Here is a 14,631-nt window from a genome sequence, read left to right on the forward strand (position 1 = left end):
CGGCGCCTGGTTGTCCACATCTCGACCACCCTGTGGGCAACCAGGCGCGAAGCGGCTAGTAGGCGACCTGGCGGGTCTCCGCCGTGCGGGCCGCCGCGAAGCCGTTCCTCCACAGGGACTGGACCTTGGTCGCCTCCGCCGCGGACGGCTTCGCGTTCTTGCACGCCGTGCCCGGGCCGTGGCCGGACATCAGCTCGGTGCACGGGCCCGTGTAGTCGTCCGGCAGGCCGAGGTTGTGACCCAGCTCGTGCGCGGCGATGCGCGTCGGGTCGAAGCCCTCGGCGACCTGGCTCGTGTCGAGGTAGATGTCGCCGCGGCCGTGGCCGTTCGTGTTGGTGTACGAGCCGCCGCTGTGGATCTCGTGGAACACCACCGTGGCACCGCTGCTGCGCTTGACCAGCTTGACGTCGGTGACCACGGCGTTCCAGTTGGCCGCGCCCTGGTCGATCTGGGCGAGGTAGTCGGCCGCGCCGGACGAGTTGTAGTACACCGTCGTGACCGCGGCCGGCGCGGCGGAAGCGGTGGTGAGCCCGGCGCCCAGGGGCACCGCGACCGCGGCGGCCAGCACCAGGACCCGGCCGAGCAGACGTCCGTTCATCGTGTCTCCTTTTGTCCGTTTAGAGAACACTTCACCGTAGTTCGCGCGGTCAGGTTAGAAGTCAACGTCGCCTGGTGGCCACGGCCGAAAGTAGCTCCCTCGCGGGAGGGAGCCGGGTCCCGCCGCTGCGTGAGCCCGGCGATGGCGCCGCCGTGGTCTGCTCGGCCACGGCGAAAGGGAACCGATGAACTTCTTGCTGGGCCTGCTGACCCTCCCCGTGTACGTCCTGGTGCTGTGGCCGCTGGTCGCCGCGTCGCGCCGGGTGCTCGGCGTGCGCATCGGCGCCGTCCGCGCGCTGTGCGGCGCGGCGTTCGGCTGGCTCGTCGCCGGCGGGGTCGCGCAGGCGTTCCCGAAGTCGTTACCCGGCCACGGCGCGGCGTTCCTCGGGCTGCTGATCCCGTTGGCGGGCAGCGCTTTCCTCGCGACGCTCGTCTTCCTGTTCGTCGCCGAGATGGCGTTTCCGGGCGGCCTCGGCCTGGGCCGGCTCCGCGCCGCGTACGCCCGGGTTTCGCGCGCCCGCCGGTACTCGCAGATCAGCCGGATCGCGATCAAGCACGGCCTCGGCCGCTACCTCGCGGGCCGCCGCGAACCCGGCCTGGCGCCGGGACGGCAGGCCAAGCTCGCCCGCTCGCTGCGCCGCGCGCTCGAGGAAGGCGGCGTGACGTTCGTGAAGCTCGGCCAGCTCCTGTCGACCCGCGCGGACCTGCTGCCCGCGGTCTTCGTCGAGGAGCTCGGCAAGCTCCAGGACCAGGTCGCGCCCGCCCGCGCCGACGCCGTCTGGGCGGTACTGGAGGCCGAGCTCGGTGGCTCGCCGAAAGACGTCTTCGCCGAGTTCGACCCGGAACCCCTTGCGGCGGCGTCGATCGCGCAGGTCTACAAAGCACGGTTGCGCAGCGGCGAGGACGTCGTCGTCAAGGTCCAGCGCCCCGGGGTGCGGGAGCAGGCCGAACGGGACGTCGACATCGTCCGCCGCGTCGCCGCCGCCCTGGAGGAGCGGGCGGACTGGGCGCGCTCGCTGGGCGTGGCCGAACTCGCCGACGGCTTCGCCGCGGCCCTGGCCGAAGAGCTGGACTTCACCATCGAGGCCCGCAACATCGCCGCCGTGGCCGCCACTTCCGGCCCGGACGTCGCGCTCCCGACCGTCCACAAAGCACTGTCCACTGAGCGCGTCCTCGTGATGTCCCGGTTGAGCGGCAAGCCCTTGGAGACGGCGCCGGCGGCCGAGCGCGAACGGCTCGCGAAGTCGCTGCTGCGCTGCCTGCTCGACCAGGTGATGATCGGCGGCGTCTTCCACGCCGACCCGCACCCGGGCAACCTCCTGCTGCTGACCGACGGCCGCCTCGGCCTGCTCGACTTCGGCTCGGTCGGCCGCCTCGACGCCGGGCTGCGCGGCGGCCTGCAGAACCTGGTGCTGGCCCTGGACCGCGGCGACCCGGCGGGTCTGCGCGACGGGCTCCTGGAGATCGTCGACCGCACCGGCGACATCGACGAGCAGCGCCTCGAACGCGCACTCGGCGCCCTGCTCGCCCGCCACTTCGGGCCCGGCCGCACGCCGGACCTCGCCCTGTTCACCGGCCTGTTCCGGGTGGTCGCGGACTTCCGGCTGAGCGTCCCGCCCCCGGTGGCCGCGGTGTTCCGGGCGCTGGCCACGGTCGAGGGCACGCTGTCGGCGCTGTCCCCCGGCTTCGACGTCGTGGCCGAGTCCCGCGCGTTCGCCGTCGAGCAGGTCGGCGCCGGACTCCGCCCGGCCTCACTGGGCCGCACGGCGGTCAACGAGCTGACGGCGCTGCTCCCGGTCCTGCGCCGCATCCCCCGCCGCGTCGACCGCATCGGCGCCGCACTGGAGGAGGGCCGGCTGTCGGTCAACGTCCGGCTGTTCTCCGACGAACGCGACCGCGACGTGGTGACGAGCCTGGTCCACGAGGTCCTACTGGCCTTCGTCGGCGCGGCAACGGGTCTGATGGCGGTGTTCCTGCTGACCGGCACGACCGGCCCACGGCTCCTGCCGGAGCTGACGCTGAACCAGGCCTTCGGCTACAACCTGCTGGTGATCAGTGCACTGGTGGGGCTGCGGCTGCTCTTCGTCGTCTTCCGGCGCTCCGGACAGCGCTCACGATCACGCCGATGAGCCCGGCGAAGAACAGCACGACCCCGCCGGCGATCCACCAGCGCAGGGTGGGCAGAGTCGAGTCCGAGTACGGGGTTCCGGGCAGGCCCGCGTCGGTGAAGGCGGTCACCGGCGCCAGCGGCCGCGGGGTGATGACCGTGCCGGTCGCGACCACGAACCCGATGACACCGGACAGCCGCACGGAACCGCTGAACCGCGAGTCGTCGGAGTTGCCGCGGTTGTCACCCTCGACGAAGATCGCGCCGTCGGGCACCTTGGCGGAGAACCCGAAGAGCGTGTCGTCGCCGGGGTTGAGGTAGGGCTCGGTGATCGGCTTGCCGTTGATCGAGAGGTGCCGATCGGTGCAGCAGGCGACGGTGTCGCCGGCGATCCCGACCACGCGGAAGACGCTGACGCCCTCGTGGCTCGGCTGGGCGAACGAGCCGGCGTCGATGGCGACGAGGTCCCCGCGGTGCACCTCGGTGTCGGTCGCCCGGCGCACCACGAGCTGGTCACCGGGCACCAGGGTCGGGCTCATGTGCGGGTCCGGGATCTTGTAGGCCTCGTACCCCACCATGATCCGGCCGACGCCGTAGACCCCGGCGGCCACCCCGAGCACCGCGACGACGATCATCAGGAGCAGCACCTTGGACACGCCGGAGCGCTTCGGCGGAGCCGGTGGTGCGGGCGGGAAAGCGGGTTCGGTCACGAAGATCTATCGGGACACAGTGGACAGCGTTACCCCGTCCGGGGCGCGTACATGATCACCGCGACGCCCGCGAGACACAGCAGCGCGCCGATGACGTCGTAGCGGTCCGGGCGGTAGCCGTCCGCCACCACTCCCCAGGCCAGCGAGCCCGCCACGAAGACTCCGCCGTACGCGGCGAGGATGCGGCCGAACTGGGCGTCCGGCTGGAGGGTGGCCACGAAGCCGTACAGGCCCAGCGCGACGATGCCGCCGCCGATCCAGATCAGGCCGCGTTGTTCGCGGACGCCCTGCCAGATCAGCCAGGCGCCGCCGATCTCGAAGACGGCCGCCGCGAGGAACAGCAGGATCGACCGCAGGAGCACACCGGGATACTAGCTCCCGTGCCGTTCACGCTGAGTCACCCCGCCGCCGTGCTCCCGCTGGCGAGACGGCCGCTGGTGTCCTCGGCGCTCGTCGCCGGGTCCGTCTCGCCGGACGTCTTCTGGTTCGTGCCACGGCTTCCCGGCGTCGGCCTCAGCAAGACCCACGAGCTGACCTCGGTCCTCTGGCTCGACCCGCTCCTCGCGCTGGTGATCCTCGCGCTCTTCCAGGTCCTCCTGAAGCGGCCCCTGCTGGCCCTGGCCCCGAAATCACTGGCCGAACGGCTCCCCCGCCACTTCAGCTGGAAACGGCCGGGTTGGATCGCGCTGTCGCTGGTCATCGGCGCCGCCACGCACGTCGGCTGGGACGCCTTCACCCACGAGAACGACGGGTTCCCGTTCCTGCGGATCCCGCTCGTCACCGGCGTCGACGTCGGACGCCTGATCCAGCTCGTCAGCACGATCGCCGGGGCCGGGATCCTCGGCTGGTGGCTGCGGAAGTGGTACCGCGCGGCGCCCACCAAGCCGGCGCCGAGAGCCACCCGCCACCGCGGGCCGGTGGTGGCGCTCCTCCTCGCCGGCGCGCTGGCCAGCGTCCTGACGAGCGTCCTGCCGTTCCTGGCCCACCACGACCCGATGACCCGCGCGGGCGTCGTCGGCAACGCGACCTACCTGCTGGCCACCGGCGCCTGCACCGGGTTCGCCGTCGCTCTCGTTCTCTACGCGCTGGCCTGGCACGTGCGATATAGGTCGTTATACACAAAGCGGGCCACCCCGGAGGGTGACCCGCTCGATGCGACGGAAGTCAGACGGTGAAGCCGAGGGCGCGCAGCTGCTCGCGGCCGTCCTCGGTGATCTTCTCCGGGCCCCACGGCGGCATCCAGACCCAGTTGATCCGGAAGTCCTTGACGAGGCCGCCCGATGTCAGCGCGGCCGACGTCTGGTCCTCGATGACGTCGGTCAGCGGGCAGGCCGCCGACGTGAGCGTCATGTCGATCGTCGCGCTGTTGTCCGGCTCGACGCGGATGTCGTAGACGAGGCCGAGGTCGACGACGTTGATCCCGAGTTCCGGGTCGACGACGTCGCGCATGGCCTCCTCGACGTCCTCGAGCTTCGCGAGCTCGATGTCCTGCGTCGCGGTGGTCTCGGCGTCGAGGTCGGCGGCGGTGCGCCCCTCACGAGTGGCGGTCTCTTCGGTCATGCTTTCTCAACTCCACTGGTGGTCCGGGCGACGGCGTCCTTGAAGGCCATCCAACCGAGGAGGGCGCACTTGACCCTGGCCGGGTACTTGGCGACGCCCGCGAAGGCGATGCCGTCCTCCAGCACTTCCTCGTCCGGTTCGACCTTTCCCTTGCCCTGCATCAGTTCGACGAAGGCGTCCATGGTGGTGAACGCCTCCTCGAGGGTGTGCCCCACGACCAGGTCCGTCATGACCGACGTCGAGGCCTGGCTGATGGAACAGCCCTGGCCGTCGTAGGAGACGTCGGCGACCTTCCCGTCGTCGAGCTTGACCCGCAGCGTCACCTCGTCGCCGCAGGTCGGGTTGACCTGGAACGACTCGGCGTCGAACGGGTCCCGCAGGCCGCGGCCGTGCGGGCGCTTGTAGTGGTCCAGGATGATCTCCTGGTACATGCTTTCCAGGTTCACTGTGTCACCTCTTGGGCCACCCCGAAGAACTTCTGGGCCTCGCGAACACCCGCGACCAGGGCGTCCACTTCGGACAGCGTGTTGTACAGGTAGAACGACGCCCGCACGGTCGCCTGCGCGCCGCACGCCCGGTGCAGCGGCCACGCGCAGTGGTGGCCGACGCGGACGGCGATGCCGAGGCTGTCGAGCACCTGGCCGGCGTCGTGCGGGTGCACGCCGTCGATCACGAACGACACGGTGGCGCCGCGGTCCTTCAGGTCGGTGGGCCCGACGATCCGGACGCCCGGGATGGCGCCGATGCCTTCGAGGGCGGCCGCGGCGAGCTCGTGCTCGTGCGCCGCGATCCGGTCCATGCCGATGGCCGAGAGGTAGTCGACGGCCGCGCCGAGACCGATGGCCTGCGACGTCATCGGCACGCCCGCCTCGAACCGCTGCGGCGGCGGCGCGAAGGTGGAGCCCTCCATGCGGACCATCTCGATCATCGACCCGCCGGTGAGGAACGGCGGCATCGCCGAGAGCAGCTCGGTACGTCCGTAAAGGACACCGATGCCTGACGGGCCGAGCATCTTGTGGCCGGAGAACACCGCGAAGTCGACGCCCAGCGCGTGGAAGTCCACCCCGAAGTGCGGCACCGACTGGCAGGCGTCGAGCACCGTGAGCGCGCCGACGGCCTTGGCCTTCTCGACGAGCAGCGAGACCGGGTTGACCGTGCCGAGCACGTTCGACTGGTGCGCGAACGCGACCACCTTCGTGCGAGGCGTGATCAGTTCGTCCACATCGGACAGGTCGAGCCGACCGTCCGCGGTCACCTTGAACCACTTCAGCGTGGCCCCGGTGCGCTGGCACAACTGCTGCCACGGCACGAGGTTCGCGTGGTGCTCCATCTCGGTGATGACGATTTCGTCGCCCGGGCCGACCCGGAAGCGCGAGGCTTCCGGACCGGCCGTGGCGGCGTTGCTCATCGAGTACGCGACGAGGTTGATGCCCTCGGTCGCGTTCTTGGTGAACACCAGTTCCTCGGGGTCGGCGCCGACGAACTCCGCGACCTTGGCGCGCGCGGACTCGTAGGCGTCGGTGGCCTCTTCGGACAGCTGGTGCGCACCGCGGTGGACGGCGGAGTTCGACGTGAAGATGTAGTCGCGTTCGGCGTCGAACACCGGCGTCGGGCGTTGCGACGTCGCCCCGGAGTCCAGGTACACCAAGGGTTTCCCGTCGCGAACGGTGCGCGACAGGATCGGGAAGTCGGCGCGCAGGGCGGCGACGTCCAAAGGAACAGAGCTAGCCGAGGTGGTGGTCATCGGGCCGGCTCCTCTCTTTCTCTCGGTGTAGTCCTGTGGTGGAGAACGTCAGAGCGCGGCCGGCTCGGGCTTGCCGGCGTACTTGACGTAGCCGTGCTCCTCCAGCTCGTCGGCCAGCTCCTTGCCGCCCGACTCGACGATCTTGCCGCCGGCGAAGACGTGCACGAAGTCCGGCGCGATGTGCCGCAGGATCCGGGTGTAGTGCGTGATCAGCATGACGCCGACCTCGCTGTTGGCCTTGTAGGTGTTCACGCCCTCGGACACGACGCGCAGGGCGTCGACGTCGAGACCGGAGTCGGTCTCGTCGAGGATGGCGAACTTCGGCTTGAGCAGCGCCAGCTGCAGGATCTCGTGGCGCTTCTTCTCGCCGCCGGAGAAGCCCTCGTTGACCGAGCGCTCGGCGAACTCCTGCGAGATCTCGAGCTTGCCCATCTCCTCCTTGACCTCCTTGACCCACAGGCGAAGCTTGGGAGCCTCGCCGCGGACCGCGGTGGCCGCGGTGCGGAGGAAGTTGGACATCGAGACGCCGGGGACCTCGACCGGGTACTGCATCGCCAGGAACAGGCCCGCGCGGGCGCGCTCGTCGACGCTCATCTCGAGGACGTTCTCGCCGTCGAGCAGCACCTCGCCGGAGGTCACCTGGTACTTCGGGTGACCGGCGATCGCGTAGGACAGCGTGGACTTGCCGGAGCCGTTGGGGCCCATGATCGCGTGGGTCTCACCCGACTTGATCGTCAGGTTCACACCCTTGAGGATCTCCTTGGCGCCTTCGTCGGTGTTGACCGAGGCGTGCAGGTCCTTGATTTCCAGGGTAGCCATTCTTCGTTTCCTAAAGTCTGCGGTGGACGGCGTCAGGCGCCAACGGCTTCGAGCTCGGCCTCGATCGCGGCTTCGAGGCGCTCGCGCACCTCGGGGACGTCGATCTTCACCAGGATCTCGTGGAAGAACCCGCGCACGACCAGCCGGCGGGCGGCTTCTTCGGCGATCCCGCGCGACTGCAGGTAGAACAACTGCTCGTCGTCGAACCTTCCCGTCGCGCTCGCGTGGCCGGCGCCTTCGATCTCGCCGGTCTCGATCTCCAGGTTCGGCACGGAGTCCGCGCGCGCACCGGGCGTGAGCACCAGGTTGCGGTTGAACTCGTAGGTGTCGGTGGCCTCGGCCGCGGCCCGGATCAGCACGTCGCCGATCCACACCGTGTGCGCGCCCTCGCCCTGCAGCGCGCCCTTGTAGCCCACGCGCGACTTGCAGTTGGGCACCGCGTGGTCGACGAAGAGGCGGTGCTCCTGGTGCTGGCCGCCGTCGGCGAAGTAGACGCCGAGCATGTCGACGTCACCGCCCTTGTCGGCGAAGGTCGCCGTCGGCGAGACGCGGACCAGGTCACCGCCCAGGGTGATCACGGTGTGCCGCAGCGCGGCGTCGCGGCCCAGCTTCAGGTGCTGCTCGGAGACGTGCACCGCGTCGTCGGCCCAGTCCTGGACGCTGACCACGGTGACCTTGGCGCCGTCACCGATGACGAACTCGACGTTGTCGGCGTAGGTGCCGGAGCCGACGTGGTCGAGCACGACGACGGCTTCGGCGAACGCCTCGGCGCGGACCTGCAGGTGCCCGTAGGCGACCTTGCCCTCGCCCGGGCCGTGGATGCGCAGCACGGACGGCTTGGACGCCTTCGTCTCCTTGGGCACCGTCACGACGGTGGCCTTGGTGAACGAGGAGTAGGCCTGCGCGGCGATGCGGTCGCTCGGCACGCCGGCCTGGCCGAGGCGCGCGTCATCGCGGCCGACGGTCTCGATGGTCAGCTCGGGGGCGGCGTCGAGGTCGAGGGTGATCTCGCCGGTGGCGGGCGCGCTGCCGTCGTGCAGGCCGCGCAGCCGCTTCATCGGCGTGAAGCGCCAGTTCTCCTCACGGCCGCCCGGGACCTCGAAGGCCTCGACGTCGTAGGAGGTGAAACGCTCCGCGCGGGAGGCCGCCGGAATGACGGCCCCCTCGCGGAGAGCTTCGGAAACGTTGTTCTCGGTAACCGACATGACTAGCCGACTGACCCTTCCATCTGAAGCTCGATCAGGCGGTTCAGCTCGAGCGCGTACTCCATCGGCAGCTCACGCGCGATGGGCTCGACGAACCCGCGCACGATCATCGCCATCGCCTCGGCCTCGTCGAGGCCGCGCGACATCAGGTAGAACAGCTGCTCTTCGCTGACCTTGGACACCGTGGCCTCGTGGCCCATGGACACCTCGTCGTTGCGGATGTCCACGTACGGGTAGGTGTCCGAGCGCGAGATCGTGTCGACCAGCAGGGCGTCGCACACGACGCTGGAGCGCGAGTGGTGCGCCCGCTTCGCCACGCGGACCAGGCCGCGGTACGAGGTGCGGCCGCCGCCGCGCGCCACCGACTTCGACACGATCGTCGAGGAGGTGTACGGCGCGAGGTGCTCCATCTTGGCGCCCGCGTCCTGGTGCTGGCCTTCGCCCGCGAACGCGACCGAGAGGACCTCACCCTTGGCGTGCTCGCCCATGAGGAAGACCGACGGGTACTTCATGGTCACCTTGGAACCGATGTTGCCGTCGATCCATTCCATGGTCGCGCCCTCTTCGCACTTGGCGCGCTTGGTGACCAGGTTGTAGACGTTGTTCGACCAGTTCTGGATGGTCGTGTAGCGGCAGCGGGCGCCCTTCTTGACGATGATCTCCACGACCGCCGAGTGCAGCGAGTCGGACTGGTAGATCGGCGCCGTGCAGCCCTCGACGTAGTGCACGTAGGCGTCTTCGTCGACGATGATCAGGGTGCGCTCGAACTGGCCCATGTTCTCGGTGTTGATCCGGAAGTAGGCCTGCAGCGGGATGTCCACCTTGACGCCCTTGGGCACGTAGATGAACGAACCGCCGGACCACACCGCCGTGTTCAGCGCGGAGAACTTGTTGTCGCCGGCCGGGATGACCGAGCCGAAGTACTCCTCGAACAGCTCCGGGTGCGTCTTGAGCGCGGTGTCCGTGTCCAGGAAGAGGACACCCTGCTTCTCGAGGTCCTCGCGGATCGAGTGGTAGACGACCTCGGACTCGTACTGGGCCGCGACACCGGCGACGAGGCGCTGCTTCTCCGCCTCGGGGATGCCCAGCCTGTCGTACGTGTTCTTGATGTCCTCGGGCAGCTCTTCCCAGCTCGTGGCCTGCTTCTCGCTGGAACGCACGAAGTACTTGATGTTCTCGAAGTCGATCCCGGAGAGGTCCGCGCCCCAGTTGGGCATCGGCTTCTTCTCGAAGAGCTTGAGCGCCTTGAGTCGTGCTTCGCGCATCCACTCCGGTTCGGACTTCTTCCCGGAGATGTCGGTGACGACATCCTCGTTCAGCCCGCGACGGGCGCTGGCGCCCGCTACGTCGGAGTCGGCCCAGCCGAACGCGTACTTGCCCAGGGACTCGATGGTCTCTTCCTGGCTCAAGGGCGCGGTGGTGGGAGTGCGCTGCTCGGCAGCGGCAGTCATGCGGGTTTCCCTCCATTCGGGATCCGTGCTGTGCGCCCAGAGGGCACCGTGCTGACCGGCTCGGGATGGGCCGGCTGACCCGCCGAAGCGGGTACGTGGGTGGTGCACACGGAATCACCGCGTGCGATGGTCGCCAGCCGCTGGACGTGGGTGCCCAGCAGCTTCGCGAACGCCTCGGTTTCGGCCTCGCACAGCTGCGGGAACTCCGCGGCGACGTGGGCGACCGGACAATGGTGCTGGCAAAGCTGCGCGCCGACGTTCTGTCGGAGGCCAGGCCCTTCTTGCGAAGAACTCAGTGTGCCGACCTGACGGGTCGACGCAGCGTAGCCCTCCCTGGTCAGCGCGGTCGCCAAGGCCTCCGCGCGCGCCGCCGGATCACTCGATCCGGTGATCGCCAGGCGGTGCGGCTCGACCAGCGACGCCACGCGACGCTCGGCGAAGGCGCGCACGGCGTCCTCACCCGCGTGCTCGGCGAGGAAGCGGATGGCCGAGACGGCCAGGTCGTCGTAGGCGTGCCCGAAGCGGGCGCGGCCGGCCTCGGTCAGCAGGAAGAGCTTGGCCGGACGGCCCCGGCCCCGGGGTCCACGCCTCGGCGCGTCCCGGGTCTCGGCTTCGCCATCCGCGAGAAGCGCGTCGAGGTGCCGACGGACGGCCGCCGGGCTGATCCCGAGCTGCTCGGCGACGACCACGGCGGTCATGGGACCCTGTTCCAGGAGCAGCCGGGCGACCTCACTGCGGGTCTTGCCCTCGGCGCTGACCTGCGACGGGACGGCGTTGACCGCGGTGCGGGGCGTGTCGCCACCCACCTGGTCCGCTGCCGCCGTCTTTTTCACAACACAAGTGTGTCTTATTTCCCGGCGGACGGCAAAGGCGGGGTCTTCGGCAGTGACCCGACTCACGCCGCACCGGCGGCGATACCCTGGCTCCCGTGGCTGTGGGCGAACTGGGTGAACATCCTGCACGGCAGGACCGGCAAGTGGCGGACATCGTCACCGGGAGTGCGCATCCGGTGACGCTGTCGCCCGTCGAGCCCCGGGTGCCGCTCCCCCTGGAGGGTGACGAGCGGCGCGCGCTGAACGTCGTCCGGCGGTTCGGCACGGTCGGGTCCCTCTTCCTCGCGCTGGGCTCCCTCGGCGCCGGCGCCGCTCCGGTGATCAACCCGGTGCAGGAGATCCCGGTGCTGCGGCTGTTCACCCGCATCCCCACCGTGTCGCTGGCCATCGCCATCTCCGGCATGGGCATCCTGGTGCTCAGCTGGCTGATGCTCGGGAAGTTCGCCCGCCCGGACCGCGCGCGGCTCGCGTCGCAGGGCCAGCTCGCCCGCACGATCGCGCTGTGGGTGCTGCCGCTGCTGGTGATCCCGCCGCTGTTCTCCCGCGACGTCTACAGCTACCTCGCGCAGAGCGAGATCGTGCACCGCGGGATGGACCCGTACACCCTCGGCCCGGCGCAGGCCCTCGGCGTCGCCGACCCGTTCACCGCGGGCGTGTCGAACATGTGGCGCGAGACGCCGGCGCCGTACGGCCCGCTGGTGCTGCGCCTCGGCGGCTGGCTCGCGCCGATCTCCGGCCAGAGCATCGCGATGGGCGTGCTCCTGCAGCGCGTGCTCGCACTGGCCGGGGTGGTCCTCATCGTCTGGGCGCTGCCGCGGCTGGCCCGCCGCTTCGGCGTCCAGCCCGCGACCGCGCTGTGGCTGGGCGCGCTCAACCCGCTGCTGATCTTCCACTTCGTCGCCGGCGCCCACAACGACGCGCTGGCCATCGGCCTGATGCTCGCCGGGCTGGAGGTGGGCATCCGGCGGCTGCCGATCCGGGTCAAGGGCGACACGCCCCCGCCACTCGCGCGCGGCGAGCTGCTCTACATCGGGCTCGGCGTCGCACTCATCACGCTCGGCGTCGCGGTGAAGCTGCCGGCGGTGTTCGCGTTGCCGTTCTTCGCGGTGATGGTCGCGCGGCGCTGGCACGGCCGGCTCAAGGACCTCTTCCTGGCCGGGGCGCCGATGGCGGCGTGGTTCGGCGTCGTGCTGGTCGTGGTCTGCTTCGGCTCCGGGCTCGGCTTCGGCTGGCTGGGTGCGACGTTCAACACGCCCGGGCTCGTGCGCGCCTGGATCTCCCCGACCGCGGAGCTGGCGAACCTCTCCGGCGTGCTCGGCATCGCGCTCGGGCTGGGCAACCACACCAACGCGCTGGTGCCGATCCTCGGCGCGCTCGGTTACCTCGTCGCCGTCGCCATCACCTTCAAGTTCCTCTGGGACAGCTTCAAGTGGCGCTACCGGCCGATCATCGGCCTCGGCGTCTCGCTGGGCGCGGTGATGATCCTGCAGATCAACCTGCAGCCCTGGTACGTGCTGTGGGCGGTGATCCCGCTCGCCGCGGCCGCCGGGACGTCCCGGTTCCGGGTGGCCGCGACGGTGCTGTCCGCCGCCCTGCCGTTCCTGCTCCCGCCGACCGGCAGCACCTTCGACGGCCGCCCGTACGTGCTGCCGTTCGCCTACGTCGCGGCGATCGTCGTGTGCGGCGCGGGCATGCTCGTCGTGCGGCGTCTCGCGCCCGTCCTGCTCTCCAGGCCGTCCCCGCGGCTGCCCGCGCAGGCCGACGCCGTATCGTGACGCGATGTGAGTGCCCCCGCCGTCGAGATCACCGGGCTGGTGAAAAGCTACGGCTCCACCTGCGCGGTCGACGGTCTCGACCTGCACATGGAGCGCGGCGGCCTGCTCGCCCTGCTCGGCCCGAACGGGGCCGGCAAGACCACCACCGTCGAAATCTGCGAAGGCTTCCTGCGGCCTGACGCCGGTTCGGTGCGCGTGCTCGGCCTCGACCCGCACCGCGAGTCCGCCGCCCTGCGCCCCCGGCTCGGGATCATGCCCCAGGGCGGCGGCGCCTACCCGGGCGTGCGCGCCGACGAGATGCTCAAGCTCGTGGCCTCGTGCGCCGCGTCGCCGCTGGATCCCGCCTGGCTGCTGGACATCCTCGGCCTGGCTTCGGTGCGCCGGACGCCGTTCAAGCGCCTCTCCGGCGGCCAGCAGCAGCGGCTTTCGCTGGCCTGCGCGCTGGTCGGGCGGCCCGAGCTGCTGTTCCTCGACGAGCCGACCGCGGGCATGGACCCGCAGGCCCGGCGCCTGGTCTGGGACCTGCTGGCCGCGCTGCGCGCCGACGGCGTCTCGGTGCTGCTGACGACCCACCTGATGGAAGAGGCCGAGGCGCTGGCCGACACCGTGGTGATCATGGACCACGGCAAGGTCGTCGTCTCCGGCGCGCCGCACACCCTGACGATCGACGAGAGCGGCACCGCGGGCCTGCGGTTCAAGGCCCGCACCCGGCTCGACACCAAGCTGCTGACGGCCGCGCTGCCGGAGGGCTACGACGTGCGCGAGTCGGCGCCGGGGACCTACGTCGTGGTCGGCTCGGTCGACCCGCAGGTCGTGTCCACGGTCACCGCGTGGTGCGCCCAGCAGGGCGTGCTGCCGGAGGAGCTGCAGGTCGGCCGGCGCACGCTGGAAGAGGTCTTCCTGGAGCTGACCGGACGGGAGCTGCGGGCGTGAACTTCGAGGCCGGCACCTTCACCCCCGCCCCCGGGCGCGGGTCGTTGACGCGGATGCTGCGGACGCACGCGCGCGTCGAGGCGAGCCTGACCCTGCGCCACGGCGAGCAGGTGCTGCTGACCCTGCTCATCCCGCTGGCCCTGCTGATCGGCCTGTCGCTGCTGGACATCCTGCCCGCGTCCCAGCTGGGCTCGACGTCCAAAGTGGACTGGATCACCCCGCGGATCCTGGCGCTGGCGGTGATGTCGTCGGCGTTCACCGGCCAGGCCATCGCGCTGGGCTTCGACCGCCGGTACGGCGTCCTGAAGCGCCTTTCGGCGACGGCGTTGCCGCGCTGGCTGCTGGTCGCGGGGCGGCTCATCGCCGCGCTGGTGGTGGTTCTTCTCCAAGCCGTGGTGATCGGCGTCGTGGCGGCGTTCCTGGGCTGGTCGCCTTCGGTTTCCGGGCTCGCTTCGGCGGTCCTGCTGCTGGTGCTGGGGACGCTGGCGTTCGGCGCGCTGGGCGTGCTGCTGGGCGGGGCGCTGCGCGCGGAAGCCGTGCTGGCGCTGGCGAACATCGTCTGGTTCGTACTGCTGCTGGCGGGCGGCATCCTGCTGGCGCCGTCCGCGCTGCCGTCCGGGATGGCGGTGGTCGTCGAGCTGCTGCCGTCGGGAGCGCTGGCCGAGGGCATGCGCGCGGCGCTGGTGGACGGGTCGTTCGCGCTCGGGCCGATGGCGGTCCTGGTGGTCTGGGCGGTCCTCGCGGGCGCACTGGCGACCCGCACGACGAAGCTCACCTGACGCTCGGCGCAAGTTCTCGTGAGTGTTTAGGGCGGTTAGAACCGCCCTAAACACTCACGACCCCTGGTGTCACAGAGCCGGGTCCTGCTGACGGCGTGACCTTGGTCCCTTGTGGTCG

Annotated in this window: 15 protein-coding genes; 5 read left to right on the forward strand and 10 right to left on the reverse strand. The window is 70.5% G+C overall.

Features of this window, described 5'->3' with window-relative positions; translation table 11 throughout:
- Positions 1 to 55 precede the first annotated feature (55 nt).
- Positions 56 to 598, reverse strand: a complete 543-nt coding sequence (locus tag OG570_RS44415) for a snapalysin family zinc-dependent metalloprotease (protein ID WP_326954669.1) — start codon at positions 596 to 598, stop codon at positions 56 to 58.
- Between the two features lie 184 nt (positions 599 to 782).
- Between OG570_RS44415 and OG570_RS44420 the strand changes: the two genes are divergently transcribed.
- Entirely contained in the window at positions 783 to 2,726 is a 1,944-nt protein-coding gene (locus tag OG570_RS44420; RefSeq protein WP_326954670.1) for an ABC1 kinase family protein, read from the forward strand.
- Here OG570_RS44420 and lepB read toward each other — a convergent pair.
- Positions 2,650 to 3,414, reverse strand: a complete 765-nt coding sequence (lepB, locus tag OG570_RS44425; RefSeq protein ID WP_326954671.1) for a signal peptidase I — start codon at positions 3,412 to 3,414, stop codon at positions 2,650 to 2,652. The genes OG570_RS44420 and lepB overlap by 77 nt on opposite strands.
- Before the next feature lie 29 nt (positions 3,415 to 3,443).
- Entirely contained in the window at positions 3,444 to 3,776 is a 333-nt protein-coding gene (locus tag OG570_RS44430; protein ID WP_326947896.1) for a YnfA family protein, read from the reverse strand.
- Positions 3,777 to 3,794: 18 nt separating this feature from the next.
- On the opposite strand from OG570_RS44430, the gene OG570_RS44435 reads away from it, so the two are divergent.
- Positions 3,795 to 4,589, forward strand: coding sequence for a DUF4184 family protein (locus tag OG570_RS44435; protein ID WP_326954672.1), 795 nt, complete (start codon positions 3,795 to 3,797; stop codon positions 4,587 to 4,589).
- Here the strand turns inward: OG570_RS44435 and OG570_RS44440 are convergent.
- From OG570_RS44440 to OG570_RS44470, 7 genes are read right to left on the reverse strand one after another with little or no spacing between them, the layout of a single operon-like run.
- Positions 4,579 to 4,974: a metal-sulfur cluster assembly factor gene (locus OG570_RS44440; protein ID WP_247049216.1), complete on the reverse strand. Its 396-nt coding sequence runs from the start codon at positions 4,972 to 4,974 to the stop codon at positions 4,579 to 4,581. The genes OG570_RS44435 and OG570_RS44440 overlap by 11 nt on opposite strands.
- Entirely contained in the window at positions 4,971 to 5,420 is a 450-nt protein-coding gene (sufU, locus tag OG570_RS44445; RefSeq protein ID WP_247049215.1) for a Fe-S cluster assembly sulfur transfer protein SufU, read from the reverse strand. Before sufU ends, OG570_RS44440 begins: the two co-directional genes overlap by 4 nt.
- Positions 5,417 to 6,718: a cysteine desulfurase gene (locus OG570_RS44450; protein WP_326954673.1), complete on the reverse strand. Its 1,302-nt coding sequence runs from the start codon at positions 6,716 to 6,718 to the stop codon at positions 5,417 to 5,419. Before OG570_RS44450 ends, sufU begins: the two co-directional genes overlap by 4 nt.
- A gap of 48 nt (positions 6,719 to 6,766) precedes the next feature.
- Entirely contained in the window at positions 6,767 to 7,537 is a 771-nt protein-coding gene (gene sufC, locus OG570_RS44455; RefSeq protein WP_326947893.1) for a Fe-S cluster assembly ATPase SufC, read from the reverse strand.
- 32 nt (positions 7,538 to 7,569) lie between these two features.
- Complete coding sequence (gene sufD / locus OG570_RS44460; protein WP_326954674.1) at positions 7,570 to 8,742, reverse strand: Fe-S cluster assembly protein SufD; 1,173 nt, start codon at positions 8,740 to 8,742, stop codon at positions 7,570 to 7,572.
- A gap of 2 nt (positions 8,743 to 8,744) precedes the next feature.
- Positions 8,745 to 10,193 carry a Fe-S cluster assembly protein SufB gene (gene sufB, locus OG570_RS44465; protein WP_247049211.1) on the reverse strand — a complete coding sequence of 483 codons (1,449 nt, stop codon included), beginning with the start codon at positions 10,191 to 10,193 and terminating at the stop codon, positions 8,745 to 8,747.
- Entirely contained in the window at positions 10,190 to 11,026 is an 837-nt protein-coding gene (locus OG570_RS44470) for a helix-turn-helix transcriptional regulator (RefSeq protein WP_442788232.1), read from the reverse strand. Before OG570_RS44470 ends, sufB begins: the two co-directional genes overlap by 4 nt.
- A 143-nt stretch (positions 11,027 to 11,169) precedes the next feature.
- On the opposite strand from OG570_RS44470, the gene mptB reads away from it, so the two are divergent.
- From mptB to OG570_RS44485, 3 genes are read left to right on the forward strand one after another with little or no spacing between them, the layout of a single operon-like run.
- Positions 11,170 to 12,801: a polyprenol phosphomannose-dependent alpha 1,6 mannosyltransferase MptB gene (gene mptB, locus OG570_RS44475; protein ID WP_326954675.1), complete on the forward strand. Its 1,632-nt coding sequence runs from the start codon at positions 11,170 to 11,172 to the stop codon at positions 12,799 to 12,801.
- A 6-nt stretch (positions 12,802 to 12,807) separates the two neighbouring features.
- Positions 12,808 to 13,734, forward strand: coding sequence for an ABC transporter ATP-binding protein (locus OG570_RS44480; RefSeq protein ID WP_326947889.1), 927 nt, complete (start codon positions 12,808 to 12,810; stop codon positions 13,732 to 13,734).
- Between the two features lie 53 nt (positions 13,735 to 13,787).
- Positions 13,788 to 14,513 carry an ABC transporter permease gene (locus tag OG570_RS44485; RefSeq protein ID WP_326951483.1) on the forward strand — a complete coding sequence of 242 codons (726 nt, stop codon included), beginning with the start codon at positions 13,788 to 13,790 and terminating at the stop codon, positions 14,511 to 14,513.
- The last annotated feature ends 118 nt before the right edge of the window (positions 14,514 to 14,631 follow it).

Origin of the sequence: Amycolatopsis sp. NBC_01286, from assembly GCF_035982555.1 — a bacterium.
Lineage (GTDB): Bacteria > Actinomycetota > Actinomycetes > Mycobacteriales > Pseudonocardiaceae > Amycolatopsis.

Excerpts from the sequence above, each read along its gene's own strand:
- OG570_RS44450 (WP_326954673.1), bottom strand. The coding sequence starts at position 6,718 with ATGACCACCACCTCGGCTAGCTCTGTTCCTTTGGACGTCGCCGCCCTG.
- sufB (WP_247049211.1), bottom strand. The coding sequence starts at position 10,193 with ATGACTGCCGCTGCCGAGCAGCGCACTCCCACCACCGCGCCCTTGAGC.
- OG570_RS44485 (WP_326951483.1), top strand. The coding sequence starts at position 13,788 with ATGCTGCGGACGCACGCGCGCGTCGAGGCGAGCCTGACCCTGCGCCAC.
- OG570_RS44420 (WP_326954670.1), top strand. The coding sequence starts at position 783 with ATGAACTTCTTGCTGGGCCTGCTGACCCTCCCCGTGTACGTCCTGGTG.
- OG570_RS44415 (WP_326954669.1), bottom strand. The coding sequence starts at position 598 with ATGAACGGACGTCTGCTCGGCCGGGTCCTGGTGCTGGCCGCCGCGGTC.
- sufC (WP_326947893.1), bottom strand. The coding sequence starts at position 7,537 with ATGGCTACCCTGGAAATCAAGGACCTGCACGCCTCGGTCAACACCGAC.
- OG570_RS44440 (WP_247049216.1), bottom strand. The coding sequence starts at position 4,974 with ATGACCGAAGAGACCGCCACTCGTGAGGGGCGCACCGCCGCCGACCTC.
- sufD (WP_326954674.1), bottom strand. The coding sequence starts at position 8,742 with ATGTCGGTTACCGAGAACAACGTTTCCGAAGCTCTCCGCGAGGGGGCC.